Genomic DNA, 22913 nt, shown 5'->3' with positions numbered 1-22913 from the left:
GCCGCGCGATTGATCGTCATCAGATCACACGGGAGATCTACGATTGTCAATCAAAAACGATCAAAATCAGTCATACTGCAGCGCACAATGAAAATATATGATCGATACTGATTGACAATGCTTGGGGATGATGGAAGCATGCGGGACATCGGAGGAGCGCATGCACGAGAAAGAAAGACACCGGATCATTCTGTCGGCGGTGCAGGAAAAGCCGGTCGTGACTGTGGCTGAACTGGTGGAACTCACCGGCAGTTCGGAGGCTACGATCCGCCGCGACATCGCATCGCTTCACGTGCAGAAACGCCTGCGCCGGGTGCGCGGCGGCGCCGAGGCAATCAATCCGCCGCAATTCGTCGGCCTTGCCGGCCGGCCCTTCAGCGTCAACGAGGGGCTGCATGCGCGGGAGAAGCAGGCGATCGCCCGCGAGGCCGTGGCCCTTTGTCAGGAAGGCGAGCCGATCATCATCAATGGCGGCACGACGACCTTCCAGATGGTGCATTTCCTGGCGAACCGCCGAATGCAGGTCTTCACGAATTCCTTTCCGATCGCCGAGCATCTGCTGAAGCATTCGAAGAACACGGTGATGCTGTCCGGCGGCACGATCTATCGCGAGCAGAACATCATCTTGAGCCCATTCGAAAACGACGTGACGCGCAACTTCTATGCGCGGCGCATGTTCATGGGCGCGCAGGGGCTCGGTCCGCTCGGGCTGATGGAGGCCGATCCGCTGTTGATCCAGGCCGAGCAGAAGCTGATCGACCAGGCAGACGAACTCGTCGTCCTCGTCGACTCCTCGAAATTTCACAAGCGCTCGAGCCTCATTCTTTGCGGCTTGAAGCGCATCACCACCGTGATCACCGATCCGGGTATCGAGGACAGGCATGCCTCGATGCTTGAAAATGCCGGCGTCAATCTCGTCATTGCCCACACACGGGCGGCGGGCGACGCGGAGACTGCTTCGACATTCGCCTGAGGCGGGTGGGAGAGGGGAGTGGGCTGGCTTTCGTGCGCTGTCGCGGAAAGCTGCTGAGTTGAGTTGTCGGCCGCAAGAGGCATCCACTCCGGATGCTCGGCCAAGGGAGGAGAAAGTGATGAAGGTTCTCAAATCATTGATGGTGACTGCAGCCGTTGCGGTCGCTCTCATGGCCAATGCCGCTCATGCGGAGAACAAGAAGATCGCGCTTGTCGTCAAGGCGCTCGGCATCGGCTTCTTCGAGGCCGCCAATAAGGGCGCCCAGGAAGCGGCCAAGGAACTCGGCGACGTCGAGGTCATCTATACCGGCCCGACGTCGACGACGGCGGAAGGCCAGATCGAGGTGATCAACTCGCTGATCGCTCAGAAGGTGGATGCGATCGCGGTCTCGGCCAACGACACCGACGCGCTCGTGCCGGCGCTGAAGAAGGCGATGGATCGCGGCATCAAGGTTATCTCCTGGGATTCGGGCGTCGCCAAGGAAGGCCGGATGATGCACCTCAACCCGTCTTCGAACGCCCTCATCGGCAATATGATCATCAAGCTTGCCGCCGATCATCTGCCGGAAGGCGGCGACGTCGCCGTGCTCTCCGCCTCGGCCACGGCCACCAACCAGAATACCTGGATCGCCGAGATGAAGAAGGTCCAGGACAACTACAAGGGCATCAACGTCGTCGCGACCGTCTATGGTGACGACCTTGCCGACAAATCCTATCGCGAGACCCAGGGCCTCATTCAGTCCCACCCGAATTTGAAGGCGATCATCGCGCCGACCTCGGTCGGCATCGTCGCCGCCGCGCAGGCCGTCACAGACGCCGGCAAGATCGGCCAGATCAACGTTACGGGTCTCGGCCTTCCGTCCGAAATGGCCGGCCACGTCAAGTCGGGCGCTTCCAAGTCCTTCGCGATCTGGAATCCGATCGACCTCGGCTATTCGGCGACAATGATCGCCTACGATCTGATCCAGGGTGCCGAGGCCAAGCCCGGTGCGGAACTGAAGATGGGCCGCATGGGCACGGTGAAGCTCGACGAGAATAATGAAGGCGCTATGGCCGACCCGTTCGTCTATGATGCCAAGAACGTCGAGGAATTCGCGAAGATCTTCTGATCGGGGGAGGGGATCTGCCCCTCATCCCGCTGCCGCGACCTTCTCCCCGCTCGCGGGGAGAAGGGGACTCGCGGCGCCGCCTCGCCCATGAACGTTAGCGCGAGCGCGGTCAGCGAAAGGGTCCCCTCTCCCCGCTTGCGCGGAGAGGGCTAGTCCTCGGGTTAAACCCGAGGAGAGGGGCAGGCCGGCTATCCAAGGGCGGTTCTGCCGGCCGACCGCCTCAGAAAAACAACTGAATTGGTGGACTCTCTCTTGTTGCAGGATACGACCACATCGCGGATGAAGCCCGCCATCGCGCTTGAGGGCATCTCCAAGTCCTTTCCGGGCGTGCGTGCCCTCTCGGAGGTTTCGCTCACGCTTTATCCGGGTTCGGTGACGGCGTTGATCGGCGAGAACGGCGCAGGCAAGTCGACGCTCGTCAAGATCCTCACCGGTATCTATCAACCGGATTCCGGCGTGATCCGCGTCGGAGAAACGGAAACCGCGTTTCCGACCGCCCTTTCCGCTGCCCGCGCCGGCGTTACCGCCATCCACCAGGAGACAGTGCTCTTCGACGAGCTTTCCGTCGCCGAGAACATCTTTCTCGGCCACGCGCCACGCAACCGCTTCGGCCTCATCGACTGGAAGAAGCTCAACGCCGATGCTGCCGCCCTCCTCAACCGGGCGGGCGCGGATTTCGACCCGACGATCCGGCTGCGTGATCTCGGAATCGCCAGGAAGCATCTGGTGGCGATCGCCCGCGCGCTTTCCGTCGACGCCCGCGTCGTCATCATGGACGAGCCGACCGCGGCTCTGTCGCACAAGGAGATCCACGAACTCTACGCACTGATCGAGCGGCTCAAGGCCGACGGCAAGGCGATCCTCTTCATCAGCCACAAGTTCGACGAGATCTTCCGGATCGCCGACCGCTACACCGTCTTTCGCGACGGAACCATGGTCGGCGAAGGAGTGATCGCCGATGTCAGGCAGGACGATCTCGTCCGCATGATGGTCGGCCGCTCCGTCGATTCCGTCTATCCCAAGAAAGAGGTCGGGATCGGCGAGCCGGTGCTGACCGTCTCCGGTTATCGCCATCCGACCGAGTTCGAAGACATCAACTTCGAATTGAGGCGCGGCGAAATCCTCGGCTTCTACGGGCTCGTCGGCGCCGGCCGTTCGGAGTTCATGCAGTCTTTAATAGGTATCACAAGGCCGTCGGCGGGCGCGATCAGGCTGGACGGTGAGGTGCTGGTGATCCGCAGTCCCGCCGAAGCGATCCGCGCCGGCATCGTCTACGTACCGGAAGAGCGCGGCCGCCAAGGCGCGATCATAGGCATGCCGATCTTTCAGAACGTCACCCTGCCGTCGCTTTCCCACACGTCACGCACGGGCTTCCTGAGGCTAGCCAACGAGTTCGCGCTGGCCCGGGAATATACGTCGCGGCTGGATCTCCGCGCCGCCTCACTCGATCAGGACGTGGGCACGCTTTCCGGCGGCAACCAGCAGAAGGTAGTGATCGCCAAGTGGCTGGCAACCAAACCCAAGGTCATCATTCTCGATGAGCCGACCAAGGGCATCGACATCGGCTCCAAGGCGGCAGTCCATGCCTTCATGAGCGAGCTCGCGGCTCAAGGGCTTAGCGTCATCATGGTTTCCTCGGAAATCCCCGAGATCATGGGAATGTCGGACCGGGTCATCGTCATGCGCGAAGGGCGGATCGCCGGCCGGTTCGAGCGTTCCGAACTCACTGCGGAGAAACTGGTTCGCGCCGCAGCCGGTATCGAAGCGCAGCCGGAAGGGAGAGCCGCATGATGGCCAAGCTCCTCAAGAACCGCGAAATCCTGCTCGTCGTGGCGATCATGGTGCTGCTGGCCGTCATCGCCCTGCGCTTCCCCGGCTTCGTGGCGCCGGCCAATCTCGCACGAGTCTATAACGACACTTCGATCCTGATCATCCTGGCGCTCGGGCAGATGGCCGTGATCCTGACGCGCTGCATCGACCTGTCGATGGCGGCGAACCTCGCGCTCTGCGGCATGGTTGCGGCGATGTTGAACACGGCCTTTCCCGGTCTGCCGATCCCGCTCGTCATCGTCGCCGTGATGGTGCTCGGCGGGCTGCTCGGCATGGTGAACGGCACGCTCGTCTGGAAACTCGACATCCCGCCGATTGTCGTGACCCTCGGCACGCTGACGATCTACCGCGGCCTGATCTTTCTCCTGACCGACGGCAAATGGATCAACGCGCATGAGATGAGCGACGCCTTCAAGGCTCTGCCGCGCCAAGATCTCGCCGGGCTGCCGGTGCTCTCCTGGCTTTCGCTCGTGATGATCGCGCTGATGTTCGTGGTGATGGGCCGCACACCGCTCGGCCGCGCATTCTACGCGGTCGGCGGCAATCCGCATGCGGCGATCTACACTGGCATCGACGTCGGCCGCACGCGCTTCTTTGCCTATTGCCTCTCGGGCGCGCTGGCTGGGCTTTCCGGCTATCTCTGGGTGTCGCGTTACGCGGTCGCCTATGTCGATATCGCCGCCGGTTTCGAACTCGACATCATCGCGGCCTGCGTCATCGGCGGCATTTCAATCGCCGGCGGCATCGGCTCCGTCGCAGGCGCGGTGCTCGGGGCGCTCTTCCTGGGCGTGATCAAGAACGCGCTGCCTGTGATCAACATCTCGCCCTTCGCGCAAATGGCGATCTCCGGCACCGTCATCATCATCGCCGTCGCCGTCAATGCCCGCGCCGAGCGGCGCAAGGGCAGGGTCATTCTTAAGAAAGCGGAGGCGGTCTGATGGCCCACGCTCAACTTTCACCGCGCACCATCCCCGATCGTCTGCAGGGGCGGAGCGCCCGGCTGCTGAAGAGCTGGGAGGCGTTGCTTGTCGTCGTCGCGACCGCCATCTTCCTCGGCAATTCGCTGGCGTCTCCCTACTTCCTTGATCCGTGGAATCTGTCGGACGCGACTTTCAATTTCACGGAGAAGGCGATGATCGCCTTCGCAATGGCACTGGTGATCATTTCCGGCGAGATCGACCTTTCGGTCGCTTCGATCATCGCGCTCGCCTCGACGGCCATGGGTTACGCGGTGCAGCTCGGTTTGGATACGCCGGCGCTCGTCGCGATCGGCCTTGGCGTCGGGCTCGTCTGCGGCGCGGTCAACGGTCTCCTTATCACCGGTCTCGGCCTGCCATCGATCGTAGTGACGATCGGCACCATGAGCCTGTTTCGCGGTCTCTCCTTCATCGTTCTCGGCGATCAGGCCTTTACCGGTTATCCGGAAAGCTTCGCCTGGTTCGGCCAAGGCTATGTCTGGTGGGTCTTCTCCTTCGAGTTCACCCTTTTCGTGCTGCTCGCCGTCATCTACGGCGTCCTGCTGCACAAGACGAATTTCGGTCGTGCCGTCTATGCGATCGGCAACAATCAGACCGCGGCGCTGTTTTCGGGAGTGCGCGTGGCCAGGGTAAAATTCGCGCTGTTCCTGATGACCGGACTGATGGCGGGGCTCGCCTCGATCTGCCTCACCTCGCGGCTCGGCTCTACCCGGCCCTCGATCGCGCTCGGTTGGGAACTCGAAGTGGTAACGATGGTCGTGCTCGGTGGCGTCAACATTCTCGGCGGTTCGGGAACCATCCCAGGCGTCGTGCTGGCTGCGCTGATCATGGGCATGGTCACCTTCGGTTTTGGCCTTTTGAACGTCCCGGGTATCGTCATGTCGATCTTCATCGGCCTGCTGCTGATCTCGGTCATCGCCTTGCCGATCTTGTGGCAGCGCGCTCGCCGCCGCCTCTCCCAATGAGGGTCGTTCCATGGAAAAATACGCCTTCCGCATGCGGCTCAACCCCGGAAAGGCCGAGGAATATCGGGCGCGCCACGATGCGATCTGGCCCGAACTCGCCGCGCTCCTGAAAGAGGCCGGGATCTCCGACTATTCGATTCACCTCGACGAAGAAACGAACCTGCTTTTCGGTGTGCTCTGGCGGAGCGACGACCACAAGATGGCCGATCTGCCTTCCCATCCGGTAATGCAGAAGTGGTGGGCCTACATGGCCGACATCATGGAGACGCAGACCGACAACGAGCCGGTCGCCGTCCCGCTCAAGATGGTTTTCCATCTGCCATGAGGACGGTCGCCGTCATCGATATCGGAAAGACGAACGCCAAGGTCGCGCTGGTCGACCTTGATCGCTTCGAGGAGATTGCCGTCCGCAAGACACCCAATCTCGTCATTGGGAGCGGGCTCTACCCTCATTTCGATATCGATCATCTCTGGCGCTTCATTCTGGAGAGCTTGGCCGCGCTCCATCGCGAATGCCCCGTGGAGGCGATCTCGGTCACGACCCACGGCGCAACCGCCGTTCTGCTCGAGGAAGAAGGCGGGCTCGCTTTGCCGGTTCTGGATTATGAGTTCGCCGGGCCGGACGGCCTCGCGGAAGACTATGGCAAGGTAAGGCCGCCATTCGCGGAGACCGGTTCGGCGCGCTTGCCCATGGGACTGAATGTCGGCGCACAACTTTTCTGGCAGCAGCGCAGGTTCCCCGAGCAATTCGCAAGGGTGGCGACGATCCTGACCTATGCGCAATATTGGTCCTATCGTCTGACCGGCGTCAGAACCAACGAACTGACCTCGCTCGGCTGCCATACGGACCTCTGGAATCCCCAAGCGGCAGCGTTTTCGACACTGGTAGAGGCACAGGGTTGGCGGCCGCTGTTCGCGCCGGTGCGCAAGGCGGGTGACGTCATCGGCGGGCTATTGCCGTCGCTGACCGAGATAACCGGTTTGCCGCAGGGCCTGCCGGTTTATTGCGGTATCCACGACTCCAATGCCTCGCTGCTGCCACATCTCCTGACCCGCCCCGCGCCGTTTTCCGTCGTCTCGACGGGAACCTGGGTCGTCATGCTGGCGGTCGGCGGCGAGGCGGTCGGTCTCGACGAGACGCGCGACACGCTGATCAATGTCAACGCGCTTGGCGATCCGGTGCCTTCCGCCCGTTTCATGGGTGGCCGCGCGTTCTCCATGCTTGTCGGCGACGATCCGCCGCCGGCCTCGCCCGAAGCCGAAGAGCGGGTGCTTGCGGCGTGCCACATGCTGCTGCCCTCGGTGCCGGGGGGCTCCGGTCCCTTCCCATCCTCTCGCCCCCGCTGGACGGTGGATGAGGGGACGCTCGACCCAGCCGAGCGGCTCGCCGCCGTCTCCTTCCATCTTGCCCTTATGGCGGCGACCTGCCTCGATCTGATTGGCGCCAAAGGCGAGACCGTGGTGGAAGGTCCCTTCGCCGCCAACGCCGCCTATCTGCGGATGCTGGCCGGCGCGACCGAACGGCCGGTTCTAGCCAACAGGCTCAGCAGCACCGGGACAAGCCTCGGGGCCGCCTGTCTTGTCACTGGCGCTCGCATCAGGACAGGCGCGGAATATTTCACTGAAGCAATTCCACAGGCCCTGATCAAATATGCGCAGCGCTGGCGCCGTCTCACGACGGGACACCTGTGATCCGCCCGTGATTGCGAATGGCTCTGAAGAATAATGTAATTCTTGCCGCGAGACGGGTCAGAATATGTTTCTGCTTGCCGATCGGTCGTTCTCGAGACGGACGACGAGAGATATCGCGGTCATCGCCATGATGGCAGTAATAGCGGCACTAATTCCGAGAACAATCATGTGTTCATTTCCCGAGAGCGCATCATCATGATGTCGCTTCTGCCCCGTTTGACGGCACGCGCGGTCGGTGCCCAGTCGATCTTCGCTTCGATACTGCACGACAAGTAGATCCGCAATCCCGAACTCTTATGAATGAAGAGTTGCTGCCGATCGTCGACGGAGAACCCCCATGCGAGACATTGCCAAGGGCGCCCGCACCAATTTTAGCGAGTTCGGTTATGCGCCGAAGCTGTTAACCTTCAAGCAAGGAATTAACCATAAAGATGGTCCGGCACGTCGGAATGGGAAAGTCTGAAGTTTCTCCTCTAGGCATGATGCCGCGCCGCCGTACCGGTTCCGGTCCGGTATGCATTTACTCACCCAAAATCTACTTGCGGGATGGATGATCGCACACGCTTGGGGCGCGCTGATCCTGACGATCGGGCGTGACCGGCCACGGGTCCTGGCGGCCACATCTTCCTTTCGGCGAGTTTCGAACACGCATCAGGCCGGGGAAAAGCGTGAAGCAGGAAGCGTCAGGACAGGCAGGGAGGGGCCAGGCAGCCAGTCTGCTCGAACGCCTGCGCTTTGCCGGCCTCGACGAGCAAGCCTGCACTCTGTTGCGCGCTCATCGTCAAACACTGTCGCCGCGGATCGAACTCGCGCTGCGCGATCTCTTCAACCGCCTGCAGACCCATCCCGACGCCGCGCGCCACTTCGAAAGCGACCGCCAGCTCGACCGCCTCGAGGATCTGCAATCCTCCCACTGGAACGTGCTGACCGATGCCCGTTTCGACGCGCTCTATGCCGAGCGCGTGAAGGTGCTGGCCGATACCGGAAGCCGTATGGGGCTCGACCCGCGCTGGCAGATCGCAAGCCACGCCGTGGTTTTGGAGCATCTCATCGTCGGCGCCATCGACAATGCCTGGCCGAAATCCCTGCTTCCCCTCGGTAGGTCGCGCAAGAAAGAACTCTGCGCGCTCGTTGCCGCGCTCATCCGTGCCGCATTCGTCGATGCAGAGATCGCGGTTTCGCTGCGCTTCAACGCCTTGCGCCAGCAGCACCAGCGTCAATTGTCAGAGCAGCGCCAGGGGGACGAGACCGAAGTGACCGGTCTTTTCGAAAACTTCCTCGGTGCCTTGGTCGGCGGCGATCTTGCGGCCCGTCTGCCGGAAGCTGCGCCGGATGCCTATCGCCCGATCGCGACCGGCCTCAACACGGCATTGGACCAGATCCAGGATGCCCTGCTGACCGCGGACAAGCGCGCAGCTGCTGCCGAAGCGCTCGCCCGCAGCCTGCACGAGCGCGCCGGCGGATTTGCCGGCAGCGCCGCTGGCGAAGCTGAAGCGCTGTCCGGTCACGTCGCGACATTGGGCGGCATGGCGGAGCGCATGCGCTCGAGCTCGCTCAAGATCGGCGAGACCGAGACGGCGGCGGGCGAAACCCGTCTTGCGGTCGAGCGCAGCGGCGAAGTCGCCGGACAGGCGATTTCGGCCATGGCAGACATCGAGACCTCGGCGGAGAAAATCGGCCAGATCATCGGCGTCATCGACGAGATCGCCTTCCAGACCAATCTGCTGGCTTTGAACGCCGGCATCGAGGCGGCCCGCGCCGGTGAAAGCGGCCGGGGCTTTGCGGTCGTGGCGCAGGAGGTTCGGGCTCTCGCGCAGCGCTCGGGAGAAGCGGCCCGCGAGATCAAGCAACTCGTCAGCGGCACGAAATCCCAGGTGGAGGCGGGGGTCGAGATCGTCGGCCGGACGCAGGACGCGATCAGCAGCATCGTCGCACAGGTGACCTCCATCAATGCCGCCGTATCCGACATTGCCCGCGAGGCGGAGAGCCAAGTGAGCGATCTTGCCGCCGCGGCTACCGAAATCGGCGGGATCTCACAGGCGTTGAGCCGCAGTGCGGCGCTTGCTGGCGAGACGCTGGCTTCGACGGACGACCTCCAGAGCGTCATCCTGGAACTGGGACAGACGATCCGCAGGTTCCGTTTTGAGCGCCAGGCTGGCTTGGCGGCGAGAGTGGCTGTCCCTGCCGTGGCCGGCTTGCCGCAGCAGAGGAATGAAGAAGAGCCGGCAATGCTGTTCGAAGAGGAGGACGCCTCCGAACGGCACTTCGTCGGATGGCGAGGCTAGTTGAAGGGATTTTGAGGTTGGCGAGGAACAAGATGGCCAGCAGGAACAGTGCAGGAAAACCGCTCAAGCTCGCTCCAGTCCTGGACCTGAACGAGGCGACGGCGTTGCACAACAAGCTTCTGGAGCTGAAGGGTGCCCCGATCGCAATCGACGCTTCTGCCGTCGAGCGCATGGGGTCGCTCTGCGCGCAGGTACTTATGGCAGGCGCAAAAACCTGGGAAGTGGATCAGTTGTCCTTCACCTTTGCCAAGGTGTCGGACGCCTTCGTTAAAGCGACACAGCTCATCGGCGTGGATATTGCTCCCCTGATGGCAAAGGAGATTTGAGAAATGAAGAAGAGAGTTCTGACTGTCGACGACTCCCGGACAATCCGGAACATGCTTCTCGTCACGCTCAACAATGCCGGGTTCGAAACGATCCAGGCGGAAGACGGGGTCGAAGGCCTCGAAGTGCTCGAGAGCGCCAATCCGGATGTCATAGTCACTGACATCAACATGCCCCGCCTCGACGGCTTCGGCTTCATCGAGGGCGTGCGCAAGAACGATCGCTATCGCGCCGTCCCGATTCTGGTACTCACGACGGAAAGCGATGCCGAGAAGAAGAACCGCGCACGCCAGGCAGGCGCCACCGGCTGGATCGTCAAGCCGTTCGACCCTACCAAGCTAATCGATGCCATCGAGCGTGTAACGGCCTGAAGTCCGAGGGTAGCCTCCAATGGATATGAACGAAATCAAAGAGATCTTCTTCCAGGAATGCGAGGAGCAACTCGCAGAACTGGAATCGGGTCTCCTGAAGCTCAACGACGGCGATCGCGATCCGGAAACGGTAAACGCCGTCTTCCGCGCAGTCCACTCCATCAAAGGCGGTGCGGGCGCGTTCGGGCTGGACGACCTCGTCTCGTTCGCGCACGTGTTCGAGACGACACTCGACTGCGTTCGATCCAACAGGCTTGAACCCAATCAGGACGTCCTGAAGGTCATGCTTCGGTCAGCCGACGTGCTCGCCGACCTGACGAATGCCGCGCGCGACGGTGGCGGCGTCGACGAGGCGCGCAGTCGACAGCTGATCAAGGAGCTCGAGGCGCTGGCGAATGGCGAGATGCCGCAGCCCGGCGCCCCCGAGATTGCAAAAGCGGTTGCTCCTGCCGCTCCCGCTCCGGCGGTGAATGACGATGGCTTTCAGCCGGTCGCCTTCTCCTTCGACGAGTTCGAGGCTTCCGAGCCGCCGGCGATCGAGCCGTCCACCTACGAGATCGTCTTCAGCCCGAAGTCCGAGCTCTATGCGAAGGGCAACGATGCGACGTTGCTTCTGCGCGATCTGTCTCGTCTTGGCGAAATGAGCATCCGCTGCGATATGGATCGCCTGCCGGCGCTCGAAGAAATGAACCCGGAGGCCGCCTATTTCAGCTGGGAGATATCGCTGAAGACCGAAAAGGGCGAAGAGGCAATCCGGTCCGTCTTCGAGTTCGCCGAGTGGGACTGCGACCTCGATGTGACGCTCGTAAGCGGCGATGCCTCCGGTGCGGGCGAGGAACTGCCCATGCACCCTGTCCCCTTCGATCTTAGCTTGCTCGACGAGGAAGCTCCGTCCCGGGGCGAATCGGCCGAAGAGGATGAGGAAATGGTCTCGCAGCAGCGTGACCCCCGCAGTGCGGCCGCATCGGCCGCGGCAACCGCCAGCAATGTCCTGCAGATGGCCCAGACTGCAGCGCGCGCGCCCCTGGAGAATGCGAAAGTGGCGTCGACCGCCTCCGCGGCGCAGGCGGCTGCCCAGCAGGCGGCCTCTGCCGCCCAGCCGACGATCCGTGTGGATCTCGATCGCGTCGACCGCCTCATCAATCTCGTCGGCGAGCTCGTCATCAACCAGGCGATGCTGTCGCAAAGCGTAATCGAGAACGACACCAACGGAACCTCGTCGATCAATATGGGTCTCGAGGAGCTGCAGCAGCTCACGCGCGAAATCCAGGACAGTGTCATGGCGATCCGCGCGCAGCCGGTAAAGCCGGTGTTCCAGCGCATGTCGCGCATCGTCCGCGAAATCGCCGACATGACCGGGAAGTCGGTGCGACTCGTGACCGAGGGCGAGAACACGGAAGTGGATAAGACGGTCATCGACAAGCTGGCCGAGCCGCTGACGCACATGATCCGCAATGCGGTCGATCATGGATTGGAAACGCCTGAGAAGCGCGTCGCCGCGGGCAAGAACCCGGAAGGCACGGTGCGGCTGACGGCGAAACATCGCTCCGGTCGTATCGTCATCGAGCTTGCCGACGACGGCGCCGGCATCAATCGCGAGAAGGTGCGGCAAAAGGCGATCGACAACGACCTGATCGCCGCCGATGCCAATCTCTCCGACGAGGAGATCGACAACCTGATTTTTCACGCCGGCTTTTCCACCGCGGACAAGATTTCCGACATTTCCGGGCGCGGCGTCGGCATGGACGTTGTCAAGCGCTCGATCCAGGCGCTCGGCGGTCGCATCAACATTCAGTCGAAGCCGGGGCAGGGTTCGGTCTTCATTATGAGCCTGCCGCTCACGCTCGCGGTTCTCGATGGCATGGTGGTGACCGTCGCTAACCAGACGCTGGTGGTGCCATTGACCGCTATCGTCGAAACGCTCCAGCCGGAAGCCTCCGCCATTCACAGCTTCGGCGCGAGCCAGCGGCTGATTTCGATCCGCAACTCCTTCTGCCCATTGGTCGATGTCGGCCGCATCCTGAACTTCCGCGCGACACAGGCGAATCCGGTCGAAGGCGTGGCGCTCCTCGTGGAATCGGAAGGGGGCGGGCAGCGCGCCCTCATGGTGGACGCCATCCAGGGGCAGCGGCAAGTCGTCATCAAGAGCCTCGAGGCGAACTATACGCATGTTCCGGGCATCGCGGCGGCGACCATTCTCGGCGATGGGCGCGTTGCTCTGATCCTCGATGTTGATGCCATCGTTGCCGCCTCGCGCGGGCAAACCCTGAAACCCGAAATGACCCTTGCTGCGACCGGATAGTAGTCATGACCTATGCCGCAAAAAATCTGACGACTGGCGGACGGGAGCTGATCGCTTTCCGTGTCGGCGATCAGGAATTCTGCGTCAACATCATGTCGGTTCGTGAAATTCGTGGCTGGACGCCTGCGACACCGATGCCGCATGCTCCTTCCTACATGCTGGGCGTAATCAACTTGCGTGGTGCCGTACTGCCGATCATCGACTTCTGCGCTCGCCTCGGAATGAAGCCGGCCGAGCCGACAGTGAGGCATGTGATCATCGTTGCCCAGGTCAACAGCCAGGTGGTCGGGCTGCTGGTCGATGCCGTCTCCGATATTCTGACCGTCTCCGATGCCGATATCCAGCCCACGCCGGAAATTGCCTCGGAATTTGCAAGAAGTCTCGCCCGGGGAGTTCTGGCGATCGACGGGCGCATGATCTGCCTGGTCGAACTCGACTCCATCTTCCCGCATCACGAAAGGGAGGCGGCATGAATTTTCAAGCCACCTTTGAACCGAAGCTCTCGCCAGACGAATGCGTTGCGAATGGCGAATATCCGCTAACCCGTCGCGACCTCCAGGAGATTGCGGCGATGATCTATGCGGATGCCGGGATCTATCTCAATGAAACGAAGGCCTCGCTCGTCTATTCGCGGCTGTCGAAGCATATCCGCAGTCTCGGGCTCAGGGGCTTTCGCGATTACTGTCAGCTCGTCGCATCGCCGACCGGTGCTGCCGCGCGCCGAGACATGCTTTCCCACCTGACGACGAATTTCACCCGCTTTTTCCGCGAGAACCATCATTTCGAACATTTGAAGGCGGAAGTCTTGCCGGAGCTGGTCGCGCGGGCAAAGAGCGGCGGTCGTGTGCGGATCTGGTCAGCAGCCTGCTCCGACGGGCAGGAGCCTTATTCGATTGCACTCACGGTGCTGTCGCTCCTGCCGAACGTCGCAGAGTACGACTTCCGCATTCTGGCGACCGATATCGATCCCAAGATCCTTGCGCTCGCTCGGGCTGGCGCCTATGACGCGACCGCCCTTGAGACAGTCAGTCCGGCCATGCGCAAACAATGGTTCAGCGAGGTCGAGGTTGGCGGCCGCGTGAAGTGGCAGATCGACGACCGCGTAAAGCGGTTGATTACCTTTAACGAGCTCAACCTCATGGCGCAATGGCCGGTGAAGGGCCCGTTCGACGTCATCTTCTGTCGCAACGTCGTGATCTACTTCGACGAGCCGACACAGATGAAGATCTGGTCGCGTTTCGCGAGCGTTCTCGATACCGGCGGGCATCTCTACATAGGCCACTCGGAACGCATCTCGGGCGATGCCAAGGTCGTCTTCGACAATATCGGTGTCACCACCTATCGCCACACCGGCAGGTTTCATGGAGGTCGGGCATGACGGCTCCCGCCCGTGTTCTCGTCGTCGATGACTCCGCCACGATGCGGGGTCTTATCTCCGCCGTACTCAACGCCGATCCGAATGTGGAGGTTGTCGGCCAGGCGGCAGATGCCTTCGAAGCGCGTCAGGCGATCAAGCAGCTCGACCCGGACGTGGTCACTCTCGACATCGAGATGCCGAACATGAACGGCCTCGAATTTCTCGACAAGATCATGCGGCTCCGGCCGATGCCGGTCATCATGGTGTCGACGCTGACTCACAAGGGAGCAGAGGCGACGATTGCCGCCCTTGAAATCGGCGCTTTCGATTGTGTGGGCAAACCGCATCCCGGCGATCCTAACCCGTTCGGCGGCCTGGTGGACAAGGTCAAGGCAGCCGCGCGCTCGCAGCGAAAGGCGATGTTCACAACGAACCGCGCGGCCACGCCCGTCGCGAATGCCGCCTCCGAGTACCGGGCTGGCCGCAAGATCGTTGCCATCGGCGCCTCCACCGGCGGTGTCGAAGCGCTGATCGCAGTGCTGCAGAAATTCCCGGCCAGATGTCCGCCGACGGTGATCACGCAGCACATGCCGCACACCTTCACGAAGAGCTTCGCCGAAAGATTGAACCGCCTCTGCGCGCCGACGGTGGAGGAGGCGACCGAGGGCGCCCGCCTCGAAATCGGCAAGATCTATCTGGCGCCGGGCGGCGAGCGGCATCTCCAGGTCGCCAACGCCTCGGCACCCTGCTGCCGGCTCGTCGATCGGGAGCCTGTCAACGGCCACCGCCCGTCCGTCGACGTGTTGTTCGATTCGGTTGCCGAACTGGCGGGACGCAATGCAATCGGAGTCATTCTGACCGGCATGGGTCGTGACGGCGCGGCCGGTCTCCTGAAATTGCGGCACGCCGGAGCACGCACCTTCGGACAAAACGAAAAGACCTGTGTCGTCTACGGCATGCCGAGGGTCGCCTATGAATTGGGAGCCGTCGAAACCCAGCTTCCCCTTGGATCCATCGGGGAAGAGATATTGAAATCGGCGGCAGCCCGGAAGGAAGGAAGCGAATAATGTCCATCGCGGAAAAAATAAAAGTACTGATCGTCGACGATCAGGTGACGAGCCGTCTGCTTCTGGGCGACGCTCTTCAGCAGCTCGGCTTCAAGCAGATCACTGCCGCCGGCGACGGGGAGCAGGGCATGAAGATCATGGCGCAGAACCCCCATCACCTTGTCATCTCGGATTTCAACATGCCGAAGATGGATGGCCTTGGCCTGTTGCAGGCGGTGCGCGCGAACCCGGCCACCAAGAAGGCGGCCTTCATCATCCTGACGGCGCAAGGAGACCGTGCTCTGGTGCAGAAGGCGGCGGCGCTTGGCGCCAACAACGTGCTGGCCAAGCCGTTCACGATCGAGAAGATGAAGGCTGCGATCGAAGCCGTTTTCGGGGCGCTGAAATGATCACCGAAGCTGCCGGCAGGCGTGTGCACGTCATCCAGGGCGAGTTCAAGGTCGTTAGCGATCCCGATATCGTTCTTTCGACCATTCTCGGCTCCTGCGTGGCCGCATGCATGCGCGATCCGGTAGCCGGCGTCGGCGGCATGAACCACTTCCTGTTGCCCGGCTCCGCGGCTTCGGTCGCCGCGGGCGGCGATGCCACGCGCTACGGCGTGCACCTCATGGAGCTTCTCATCAACGGTCTCCTCAAGCAGGGTGCGCGAAGGGATCGGCTCGAGGCGAAGATCTTCGGCGGCGCCAGGACGATTGCACGCTTCTCGAATGTCGGGGAGCAGAACGCCGCCTTTGCGCGCCAATTCCTCATGGACGAGGGCATCAGGATTGTCGGTGAAAGCACCGGTGGCGAGCACGGTCGCAAGCTCGAATACTGGCCGGTGACCGGACGTGCCCGCCAGTATGCGTTGACGGGCGTCGAGGCGCAGCGCGCAATCCAACTGGACCAGCGGCCCGCGCCCGCGCCCAAACCGGCGGAAAGCTCCATCGAGTTCTTCTGATCACTCCCGCCCATCGCAGCAGATTTCAAAAGCACGTGAGAGACGAAATGCAGACCGATTGCCAGAGCCACATATCTCACGCGGAAGAATCGCTGCCGGCGGTGCTGATGCGCATCGTGACCGAACTCCACGACGTGGCCTATCTCATCGAGCGCATCGAGCCGCAGCTCCTGGATGATTCCGCTAGCGGCGGGGATACGGTTGACAGGATGATGCTTTTTCAGGGCGTCGATCTGGCGGTGCAGAAGACGCGGGGGCTCGCCGAATTCATCGATACGATCACGGCGTCCATTCCGGATGCCTGGCTGGTGGATATCAGCACCGCAGTCAACCTCGTCAAACTCGCAGATATGAAGAGGGCCCTCGGCAGCGGTGTCCTTCGCCACGGGCACTCCCAGCCACTGACCAAGGCCTCCGGCGATTTCGAGGCATTCTGACGCGGACCTGGTAGTCCGCTCGATCCCCCGCTCACGCGTCATTCGCCGGCCGCAAAGATTTTTGCTGGTGCCGTATGCTGACAGCCGTCAAGTTCGCGCAAGTTTCGTTGCCTAGCTTCGCTTCCGGGGCTGGTAGATTCGCGTGTACCGAATGATGGCTGATCGAAGCCGAAAGCCAGCAAACCCGAATGTTGGAACTGCGCAGGGCGCCGTCGATAACCGGCAAGGCTGTCTTGCGATACTGGGTGCGGAAACAGAATGACTCTGTTCGATCAATTTTCGACGTTCACGAAGAATTTGGGCAATCTCGGGCAGAGCAAACTGATTGCCCTTGCTCTAGCGGGCATCGTCGCAATCGGCGTCATTCTCGGTGCTGCGATCTACGTCAACAAGCCGGCCTTCGAAACGCTCTATGTCGGCCTTGAACGCAGCGACGTGACCCAGATCAGCATTGCGCTTGCCGAGGCCAATGTCGACTTCGAAGTGGGTTCGGACGGCGGCAGCATCCAGGTACCCGTGGGCATGACCGGCAAGGCTCGTCTGCTGCTTGCCGAGCGAGGTCTGCCGAGCAGCGCCAATGCCGGATACGAGCTTTTCGACAATGTCGGCTCCATCGGCCTTACCTCTTTCATGCAGGAGGTGACGCGGGTTCGCGCACTTGAAGGCGAGATCGCCCGAACGATCCAGCAGATTTCCGGCATAGCCGCCGCGCGCGTCCACATCGTCATGCCGGAGCGTGGAAGCTTCCGCAAAGCCGAGCAGACGCCGACCGCCTCGGTGATGATTCGCGCCAGCGCGACTGTCGGCCGCAATGCTGCGGCCTCGATCCGCCATCTGGTCGCCTCGTCGGTTCCGGGGCTCGATGTCGACGACGTCACCATTCTCGATTCGACAGGGCAGCTCCTCGCCTCCGGCGACGACCCGGCCAACACCGCTCTCAACCAGTCGCTCGGCGTTATCCAGAACGTCCAGACCGATCTCGAAAAGAAGATCGACAACGCGCTTGCCCCCTTCCTCGGCATGGACAATTTCCGCTCCAGTGTCACTGCCGCGCTAAATACTGACGCCCAGCAGATCCAGGAGACCGTCTTCGATCCGGAATCGCGGGTGGAGCGCTCGACACGCGTCATCAAGGAAGAGCAGAAGTCCAGCCAGCAGCAGCCCGACAACGCCGCAACCGTGCAACAGAACGTGCCCCAGGCTGCACCCAAAGGCGGAGCTGGGCAGCAATCGAGCGACGAGGCGGAGAAAAAGGAAGAGCAGACGAACTACGAAATCAACAGCAAGACGATTGCCACCGTCAAGAACAGCTATTCGATCGAACGCCTGTCGATCGCCGTCGTCGTCAACCGCGGTCGTTTGGCGGCCATGGTCGGCGAGCCGGCTGACCAGGCGAAGGTCGACGCTTATCTCCAGGAAATGCAGAAAATCGTTGCGTCCGCCGCGGGCGTCAATCTCGACCGCGGCGACGTCGTCACGCTGACGGCAATGGACTTCGTCGAAACGCAACTGCTCGACCAGCCGATCTCCGGCCCGGGCGTCATGGAGATGCTGACGAGGAATCTGGGCGGCATCATCAATTCGCTCGCCTTTGTCGCCGTCGCCTTCCTCGTCGTCTGGTTGGGAATGAGGCCGCTCGCTCGCCAGATGGGCTTTGGCGGCCAGGCTGGCCAGCTCGAAGGCGAAGCAGCCGGTCTAGAATTGCCGGATTTCTCGCCGGCTGGCGCCGGCGCCGGAGGCGCCCTCATGGAAGGCTTCGGTTCGGACTTCGGCTTCGACAGCACCGACGACCTGCTCAATCTCGGCGACGAAGGCGGGTTCAACCGCCGCGTCAAGGAGGGGCCGGAGCGCCGGCTCGCCCGCATGGTGGAGATCAGCGAGGAGCGAGCCGCCAAGATCCTGCGCAAATGGGCTCTCGATCACGCAGCCTGACGAAGTCAAGCAGTTCTTCTCATCCCCGCCCGTTGGGCGGGGTTTTGCCATCTTACAGCGGGGCATTGAGTGAGTTGGCTGTGCTGGCCAGATCGATAAAATATTGCTTGAGTCTAATAGGGTGCGGGATTTGTAGGTCCGCAGCTCCGCCGAAGAATCCGTCGCGTTTCACGGAATCTTGGTTGCGCAAGCGGCGGCGATTTTAATGAAAATTTTATCTTTCTAGATTCGCCAACCAGGCGACGTCTCGAAGTCGCCATCTGTCCTCCGCTGGTTGTTTGCCGTTGACTCAGTTTTGTTTAAATATAGAGACAGGTTGTAGAAACATAATTTTCGCCTCTAGCCTGTTTCTTCCTCGCGCATCTGTGCCTATGCCCTCTTTGGACCGATGCATTTTGGCAACATGGATCTAAGTTAAATTGTCTTTCTTGATTTTATTGTGGGTGCTGAGACCTGCATGAGCGTCCATGGTTGTACGCAAGCGGGCGAATTTCCCGCACCGAGGCGCGACCATTTCACCCTGTGATCGCTTCTTTGATCGAGCGAGATCCTTTTTTAAAACAAAAGGGTAACCCGAATTTTAGGTATTCGGACCGCGACTGCAACCTGCCCGCACGCCGGCAGGCAGGCAGCCGATTGCCGCATGAACCAGTTAAGCAAACGGCAGAGCAATGACAGTGCCATTTTAGGGGGAAGCGATGTACAGTTTAGAAATTGATTCGCGTCCTTTAATTGCGCACGGTGGCGAATACCGACCCTTGCCGGGGTGTTGGTGTGGCAGGGCAAGCGTGTTTCCGGATGGCGAACTCGGCGGTGGGGGCTGATTTCATGGAGACTTCGCAGGCGAATGCAGCCTGGTCTTTCGAGGCCGCTGCACCACGCGCATGTGGCTCGGGCGTGTCACGGGAACAATTGACCGCAAGGCTAGGCGAGAGCGCCGCTCGTGCGAGCCTCGGCAGTGGCCTGGCCGCCCTGACGGGATATGTCGGGGCGTCACATTATCTCTTGGCCCGCCATGATCTTTCCCAGGACAGCGGACTCGATTTTGTCATCTGCTCCGACTGGCCTTTTGATGTTGTGCGTCGTCTGTCGGGGATAGTCGCCGATCTCAACACAAAGAGCAGCGAACTGGAAAAATGCCTGGCAACGCTTCAGCCGTGCTTTCTTCCGATGCCGCATGACGTCGATTTGCCGCGCGGTGTCAGCCGCTCCTATTGCGCCGTCACCATCAATGTGGGTCGCCGCCGGTTCCTGCTGATGCTCCTCTTTCCTGAGGACGTCATTCTCTCCCGGGAAGGCTTGCGCGACATCGCCGTGCTCGCAGGCTATCTCGTCAGCTTGAAGGCGGAGATCGCCGGGCGGCAGGAGCGGGAATGCGATCTGACCGAACGCGAGCTCGAGTGTCTGTTGTGGATCGCGGAAGGCAAGACGAGCGAAGAGATCGCCGTTATTCTCGGGATCTCCCGCAATACGATCAACAACTACATCACCAGCGTAATGCGCAAGACCGGGACACGCACCCGCTCGGAAGCGATCGCCCATGCGGTTCGCCACAATCTGGTGTAGGGGGCGAGAATGGTGCGGATCCCGATCGATGGCCGCTTCGACGACAATGGCCGGCCGGTAGGCAATGGAAGGGGGGCACTCGCTGCGACGCTCGTGACGCGGCTGCAGGCCATGCAGCGGCAGATCAATGCAAGAAGCTTCGCGGTTCTGCGCGTCAGTGGCGGCGGAGTGGTCTTGGCGCGCAAGCTGACTTGCGCGCTGAGCAACTGGGGTGCCTCCTCGGAAGTGAATGCACACGAGCTCATCAGCGTCTACGGCGAGGAACTGCTTCAGCACCTGGATCGGGCGCCACTGCCGGTTCTATGGGATGGGCAGGGCGAACACCAGGCTGCGGACGCCTCCGATTTCGCGCCGTTTACGCATCGGCTGAAGGGACGGAAGCTCTCCTATTCGGGGATAGGCTTTCCGATTCGGCTTGGCGCGCGGGGCAATGGCTATGTTATTTTCACTGGCAGCTATATCGATGCTTCCGGGGAGCAGATCGTGGACCTGCACGGACGCTCAGCGCATGTTATGACGGACATGCTCGCAGCTGACGAAAAGCAACCCGTAAAGGCCGAAGCTCTCACTGATCGCGAGATCGCATGCTTGCAGATGGCCGGTGACGGTCATATTAGCGAGGAGATAGCCGAGAAGATGGGCTTGTCCGTCCATACGGTGAACGCCTACCTCGGTGCAGCGACGACGAAACTCGATTCGGTCAATCGCATCCAGGCGATCGCTAAGGCCATAAGGCTGGGGTATATCAGCTAGCCCTCTCTGAGGGCCTTCTTAGGGATCGCGGCGACTTCTCCCCGCAGGCGGGGCGAAGGTGACTTGCGGCAACTCAGTCCTTCCGAAAGATCGAGGAAAGGCAAGCGGCAGCGTAAGTCCCTCGCCCTGCGAGCGCGAAGAAGGTGGCCGGCGGGCCCGATGAGGGCGATGAAGCGTCGCTCAGCTTGCGAGCGGCAGCGGGTAGGATTTGGCGAATTTCGCCTCTTCCAGGCTCTTCGCAAGAAAGGCAGTATTCTCGTCTGGATCTTTCGAAGGCTGCTGGAAATTGATGTGGCTGATCTCCAGCCCGGCCGTCTCCCCGGCAAGCACGAGGCGTGCATAGACGGTTACGCCGCGCGGCTTCAGTTCGAGGTCGAGGACGATCTCGGGCAAACTGTTCCAGTCGAGGCTATAGTTGCCGCCGAGGCCGAAATTCACGGTTCCGGGAAGGAAATAGAGTTCCGCCGCCGATTCCACGAGGTCGGCGAGGCTCGCATAGGATTCAAACCGCAGAAGGGCGATGAAATCCGCAGCGTCGATCAGGCGCAGTTCCGTTGCCACCGGACGGATCGCCTCTGCCACTATCTTTTCGCGTTCTTCGGAGAATTCGTTCTTTTTCAAGATTATGTCACCCGTCTTTGTTGCGGCTGAGCTGCGTAGACCCGGTGAATGAGCTCGGCGACCGCCTTGTAAAACACCGGTGGAATCACAGTATCCACCGAGACTTGTGCAAACATGGAGCGGGCGAGCGGCGGATCCTCGAATACGGGGATGCCGTTCTTCTCGGCAATCTCGCGGATCTTCAGCGCCACGAGGTCCTGCCCCTTGGCGACGACGACTGGGGCGTCGTTCTCCTCGCGCACATAGCGCAGCGCAACCGCATAATGCGTCGGATTGGCGATCACGAGTGTGGCGCGGGGCACGGACCCGATCATGCGCTTGCGGGCGCGGTCGCGCTGAATGGAGCGCAGCCGCGACTTGATGATCGGATCGCCTTGCGACTGCTTCAGTTCCTCCTTCACCTCCTGCTTCGTCATCTTCAATTGCGTGTACCAATGATGTCGGGTCCAGAAGAGATCTACGATCGCCAGAACCGCGGTCGCCAGGAGCACGACGGTCATGATCTGCTTGAGATCGGAGGTCATTGTCGTGAAAATCGTCATCGGATCGGAAAACATGAGATCGAGCGTCGCAAAATAGTCGTTCCACAGAACGAGCACGACGATGAGCGATACGATGATGATCTTGAACAGCGACTTGCCGAATTCCACCAGCCCCGGAAGGCCATAGATGCGCTTGAAACCCGCTACCGGCGATACGCGGTTCATCTTCGGCATGACCCGGTCGAGCACAGGGCGCGGCAGGTTCTGAAAGATCGATGAGCCAACTCCGAAGACGATGAGGAGGACGAATATCGGAACGACCAGCGCCGCCGATTTGAGGACCACGTGGGAAATCAGCCCCACCGCATCGGTTGCCGTTCCGAGACGCCAGGCTTCCGGCTGCTCGAAAATGTCCTTGAGCGCCTCGGCCGTGCTGGCCACGCCGTTCGCCAGGAAGAAGACGATGAAGATGTAGATTGCCAGCGTCGAGGCAAAGCCGGTGACTTCACGGGAAAAGGGCACGTTTCCCTTGTCGGCGGCATCGGATAGCTTCTTTTCCGATGGCGCCTCGGTTTTGCTGTCCTTGTCCTGATCGTCCGACATACCGCCGATCGCTCCCCATCGCTCTCGGGCCGTGCGGGATGAAGCAGGTAAGTGGGCATGTCCCCGCTCGTGCCACGCTTCACCGCCCCGTCACTGGATGTCTCCTTGAATCGCCCTCGATTTAAGGACAAAGACATGCAGCAATCCAAAGTGCTACAGCGACCTTTGCGCGGCCGATAAGGCGCGCGGCGCTGCAGGATCGATCAGCCAAGCCGACGCGACCCCAATTCCTTGGTGGACCTTGCGCGCGCTCGACGCAAGAGCCGGCCGCCTGCAAGGCGACCAGCTCAACAGGATTCGTCTGATTTCGATCGATGGGCGGGCGGCG

The 22913-nt window shown here is 61.4% G+C and carries 23 protein-coding genes; 21 read left to right on the top strand and 2 right to left on the bottom strand.

Going from position 1 to position 22913, the window contains the following annotated elements:
* The first annotated feature begins 160 nt into the window (after positions 1-160).
* From J2Z31_RS10650 to visR, 21 genes are all read left to right on the top strand, one after another.
* Positions 161-973 carry a DeoR/GlpR family DNA-binding transcription regulator gene (locus tag J2Z31_RS10650; protein WP_209601859.1) on the top strand — a complete coding sequence of 271 codons (813 nt, stop codon included), beginning with the start codon at positions 161-163 and terminating at the stop codon, positions 971-973.
* 118 nt (positions 974-1091) lie between these two features.
* Positions 1092-2081, top strand: coding sequence for a rhamnose ABC transporter substrate-binding protein (gene rhaS / locus J2Z31_RS10645; RefSeq protein WP_209601858.1), 990 nt, complete (start codon positions 1092-1094; stop codon positions 2079-2081).
* Between the two features lie 279 nt (positions 2082-2360).
* Positions 2361-3872 (top strand): sugar ABC transporter ATP-binding protein, encoded by a 1512-nt coding sequence (locus tag J2Z31_RS10640; protein WP_209601857.1) that lies wholly within the window; start codon positions 2361-2363, stop codon positions 3870-3872.
* On the top strand, positions 3869-4849 hold the full coding sequence (locus J2Z31_RS10635) for an ABC transporter permease (protein ID WP_209601856.1): 981 nt from the start codon (positions 3869-3871) through the stop codon (positions 4847-4849). The genes J2Z31_RS10640 and J2Z31_RS10635 overlap by 4 nt, the downstream gene beginning before the upstream one ends.
* Positions 4849-5853: an ABC transporter permease gene (locus J2Z31_RS10630; protein ID WP_209601855.1), complete on the top strand. Its 1005-nt coding sequence runs from the start codon at positions 4849-4851 to the stop codon at positions 5851-5853. Before J2Z31_RS10635 ends, J2Z31_RS10630 begins: the two co-directional genes overlap by 1 nt.
* Before the next feature lie 10 nt (positions 5854-5863).
* Positions 5864-6178 carry an L-rhamnose mutarotase gene (gene rhaM / locus J2Z31_RS10625; protein WP_209601854.1) on the top strand — a complete coding sequence of 105 codons (315 nt, stop codon included), beginning with the start codon at positions 5864-5866 and terminating at the stop codon, positions 6176-6178.
* Complete coding sequence (locus tag J2Z31_RS10620; protein ID WP_209601853.1) at positions 6175-7545, top strand: FGGY-family carbohydrate kinase; 1371 nt, start codon at positions 6175-6177, stop codon at positions 7543-7545. The genes rhaM and J2Z31_RS10620 overlap by 4 nt, the downstream gene beginning before the upstream one ends.
* A gap of 337 nt (positions 7546-7882) precedes the next feature.
* Complete coding sequence (locus J2Z31_RS29615; protein WP_268828434.1) at positions 7883-8008, top strand: hypothetical protein; 126 nt, start codon at positions 7883-7885, stop codon at positions 8006-8008.
* Between the two features lie 205 nt (positions 8009-8213).
* Positions 8214-9830 (top strand): globin-coupled sensor protein, encoded by a 1617-nt coding sequence (locus J2Z31_RS10615; RefSeq protein WP_209601852.1) that lies wholly within the window; start codon positions 8214-8216, stop codon positions 9828-9830.
* A gap of 32 nt (positions 9831-9862) precedes the next feature.
* Positions 9863-10156: an STAS domain-containing protein gene (locus tag J2Z31_RS10610; RefSeq protein ID WP_209601851.1), complete on the top strand. Its 294-nt coding sequence runs from the start codon at positions 9863-9865 to the stop codon at positions 10154-10156.
* A 3-nt stretch (positions 10157-10159) separates the two neighbouring features.
* Positions 10160-10525 (top strand): response regulator, encoded by a 366-nt coding sequence (locus tag J2Z31_RS10605; RefSeq protein WP_034851747.1) that lies wholly within the window; start codon positions 10160-10162, stop codon positions 10523-10525.
* Between the two features lie 19 nt (positions 10526-10544).
* On the top strand, positions 10545-12827 hold the full coding sequence (locus tag J2Z31_RS10600; protein ID WP_209601850.1) for a chemotaxis protein CheA: 2283 nt from the start codon (positions 10545-10547) through the stop codon (positions 12825-12827).
* Between the two features lie 5 nt (positions 12828-12832).
* A complete protein-coding gene (locus J2Z31_RS10595) occupies positions 12833-13300 on the top strand; it encodes a chemotaxis protein CheW (RefSeq protein ID WP_209601849.1) in 468 nt (155 codons plus the stop codon).
* Positions 13297-14205, top strand: a complete 909-nt coding sequence (locus tag J2Z31_RS10590) for a protein-glutamate O-methyltransferase (RefSeq protein ID WP_209601848.1) — start codon at positions 13297-13299, stop codon at positions 14203-14205. Before J2Z31_RS10595 ends, J2Z31_RS10590 begins: the two co-directional genes overlap by 4 nt.
* Entirely contained in the window at positions 14202-15251 is a 1050-nt protein-coding gene (gene cheB, locus J2Z31_RS10585; protein ID WP_209601847.1) for a protein-glutamate O-methylesterase CheB, read from the top strand. The genes J2Z31_RS10590 and cheB overlap by 4 nt, the downstream gene beginning before the upstream one ends.
* Positions 15251-15640 carry a response regulator gene (locus J2Z31_RS10580; protein WP_026618232.1) on the top strand — a complete coding sequence of 130 codons (390 nt, stop codon included), beginning with the start codon at positions 15251-15253 and terminating at the stop codon, positions 15638-15640. Before cheB ends, J2Z31_RS10580 begins: the two co-directional genes overlap by 1 nt.
* Positions 15637-16191 (top strand): chemoreceptor glutamine deamidase CheD, encoded by a 555-nt coding sequence (cheD, locus tag J2Z31_RS10575; protein WP_209601846.1) that lies wholly within the window; start codon positions 15637-15639, stop codon positions 16189-16191. The genes J2Z31_RS10580 and cheD overlap by 4 nt, the downstream gene beginning before the upstream one ends.
* A gap of 47 nt (positions 16192-16238) precedes the next feature.
* Positions 16239-16628, top strand: a complete 390-nt coding sequence (gene cheT, locus J2Z31_RS10570; protein WP_209601845.1) for a chemotaxis protein CheT — start codon at positions 16239-16241, stop codon at positions 16626-16628.
* A gap of 258 nt (positions 16629-16886) precedes the next feature.
* Positions 16887-18560 carry a flagellar basal-body MS-ring/collar protein FliF gene (gene fliF, locus J2Z31_RS10565; protein ID WP_209601844.1) on the top strand — a complete coding sequence of 558 codons (1674 nt, stop codon included), beginning with the start codon at positions 16887-16889 and terminating at the stop codon, positions 18558-18560.
* An 828-nt stretch (positions 18561-19388) separates the two neighbouring features.
* Positions 19389-20126, top strand: a complete 738-nt coding sequence (gene visN, locus J2Z31_RS10560) for a transcriptional regulator VisN (protein WP_209601843.1) — start codon at positions 19389-19391, stop codon at positions 20124-20126.
* A gap of 9 nt (positions 20127-20135) precedes the next feature.
* Positions 20136-20879 (top strand): transcriptional regulator VisR, encoded by a 744-nt coding sequence (visR, locus tag J2Z31_RS10555; RefSeq protein ID WP_209601842.1) that lies wholly within the window; start codon positions 20136-20138, stop codon positions 20877-20879.
* Positions 20880-21059: 180 nt separating this feature from the next.
* Here the strand turns inward: visR and J2Z31_RS10550 are convergent, their stop codons facing one another.
* Together J2Z31_RS10550 and flhB are read right to left on the bottom strand one after the other, a co-directional pair.
* Complete coding sequence (locus J2Z31_RS10550; protein WP_209602292.1) at positions 21060-21506, bottom strand: hypothetical protein; 447 nt, start codon at positions 21504-21506, stop codon at positions 21060-21062.
* On the bottom strand, positions 21503-22585 hold the full coding sequence (gene flhB, locus J2Z31_RS10545) for a flagellar biosynthesis protein FlhB (protein ID WP_209601841.1): 1083 nt from the start codon (positions 22583-22585) through the stop codon (positions 21503-21505). Before flhB ends, J2Z31_RS10550 begins: the two co-directional genes overlap by 4 nt.
* Between the last annotated feature and the right edge of the window lie 328 nt (positions 22586-22913).

It is taken from the genome of Sinorhizobium kostiense (assembly GCF_017874595.1).
GTDB classification, from domain to species: domain Bacteria; phylum Pseudomonadota; class Alphaproteobacteria; order Rhizobiales; family Rhizobiaceae; genus Sinorhizobium; species Sinorhizobium kostiense.
The sequence above is the reverse complement of the archived record's forward strand: the minus strand, read 5'-3'. Positions and strand labels throughout refer to the sequence as shown.

What these genes read in the sequence shown, in the direction of transcription:
- J2Z31_RS10650 (WP_209601859.1), top strand. Translation starts at nt 161, where the DNA reads ATGCACGAGAAAGAAAGACACCGGATCATTCTGTCGGCGGTGCAGGAA.
- rhaS (WP_209601858.1), top strand. Translation starts at nt 1,092, where the DNA reads ATGAAGGTTCTCAAATCATTGATGGTGACTGCAGCCGTTGCGGTCGCT.
- J2Z31_RS10640 (WP_209601857.1), top strand. Translation starts at nt 2,361, where the DNA reads ATGAAGCCCGCCATCGCGCTTGAGGGCATCTCCAAGTCCTTTCCGGGC.
- J2Z31_RS10635 (WP_209601856.1), top strand. Translation starts at nt 3,869, where the DNA reads ATGATGGCCAAGCTCCTCAAGAACCGCGAAATCCTGCTCGTCGTGGCG.
- J2Z31_RS10630 (WP_209601855.1), top strand. Translation starts at nt 4,849, where the DNA reads ATGGCCCACGCTCAACTTTCACCGCGCACCATCCCCGATCGTCTGCAG.
- rhaM (WP_209601854.1), top strand. Translation starts at nt 5,864, where the DNA reads ATGGAAAAATACGCCTTCCGCATGCGGCTCAACCCCGGAAAGGCCGAG.
- J2Z31_RS10620 (WP_209601853.1), top strand. Translation starts at nt 6,175, where the DNA reads ATGAGGACGGTCGCCGTCATCGATATCGGAAAGACGAACGCCAAGGTC.
- J2Z31_RS29615 (WP_268828434.1), top strand. Translation starts at nt 7,883, where the DNA reads ATGCGAGACATTGCCAAGGGCGCCCGCACCAATTTTAGCGAGTTCGGT.
- J2Z31_RS10610 (WP_209601851.1), top strand. Translation starts at nt 9,863, where the DNA reads ATGGCCAGCAGGAACAGTGCAGGAAAACCGCTCAAGCTCGCTCCAGTC.
- J2Z31_RS10605 (WP_034851747.1), top strand. Translation starts at nt 10,160, where the DNA reads ATGAAGAAGAGAGTTCTGACTGTCGACGACTCCCGGACAATCCGGAAC.
- J2Z31_RS10600 (WP_209601850.1), top strand. Translation starts at nt 10,545, where the DNA reads ATGGATATGAACGAAATCAAAGAGATCTTCTTCCAGGAATGCGAGGAG.
- J2Z31_RS10595 (WP_209601849.1), top strand. Translation starts at nt 12,833, where the DNA reads ATGACCTATGCCGCAAAAAATCTGACGACTGGCGGACGGGAGCTGATC.
- J2Z31_RS10590 (WP_209601848.1), top strand. Translation starts at nt 13,297, where the DNA reads ATGAATTTTCAAGCCACCTTTGAACCGAAGCTCTCGCCAGACGAATGC.
- cheB (WP_209601847.1), top strand. Translation starts at nt 14,202, where the DNA reads ATGACGGCTCCCGCCCGTGTTCTCGTCGTCGATGACTCCGCCACGATG.
- J2Z31_RS10580 (WP_026618232.1), top strand. Translation starts at nt 15,251, where the DNA reads ATGTCCATCGCGGAAAAAATAAAAGTACTGATCGTCGACGATCAGGTG.
- cheD (WP_209601846.1), top strand. Translation starts at nt 15,637, where the DNA reads ATGATCACCGAAGCTGCCGGCAGGCGTGTGCACGTCATCCAGGGCGAG.
- cheT (WP_209601845.1), top strand. Translation starts at nt 16,239, where the DNA reads ATGCAGACCGATTGCCAGAGCCACATATCTCACGCGGAAGAATCGCTG.
- fliF (WP_209601844.1), top strand. Translation starts at nt 16,887, where the DNA reads ATGACTCTGTTCGATCAATTTTCGACGTTCACGAAGAATTTGGGCAAT.
- visN (WP_209601843.1), top strand. Translation starts at nt 19,389, where the DNA reads ATGGAGACTTCGCAGGCGAATGCAGCCTGGTCTTTCGAGGCCGCTGCA.
- visR (WP_209601842.1), top strand. Translation starts at nt 20,136, where the DNA reads ATGGTGCGGATCCCGATCGATGGCCGCTTCGACGACAATGGCCGGCCG.
- flhB (WP_209601841.1), bottom strand. Translation starts at nt 22,585, where the DNA reads ATGTCGGACGATCAGGACAAGGACAGCAAAACCGAGGCGCCATCGGAA.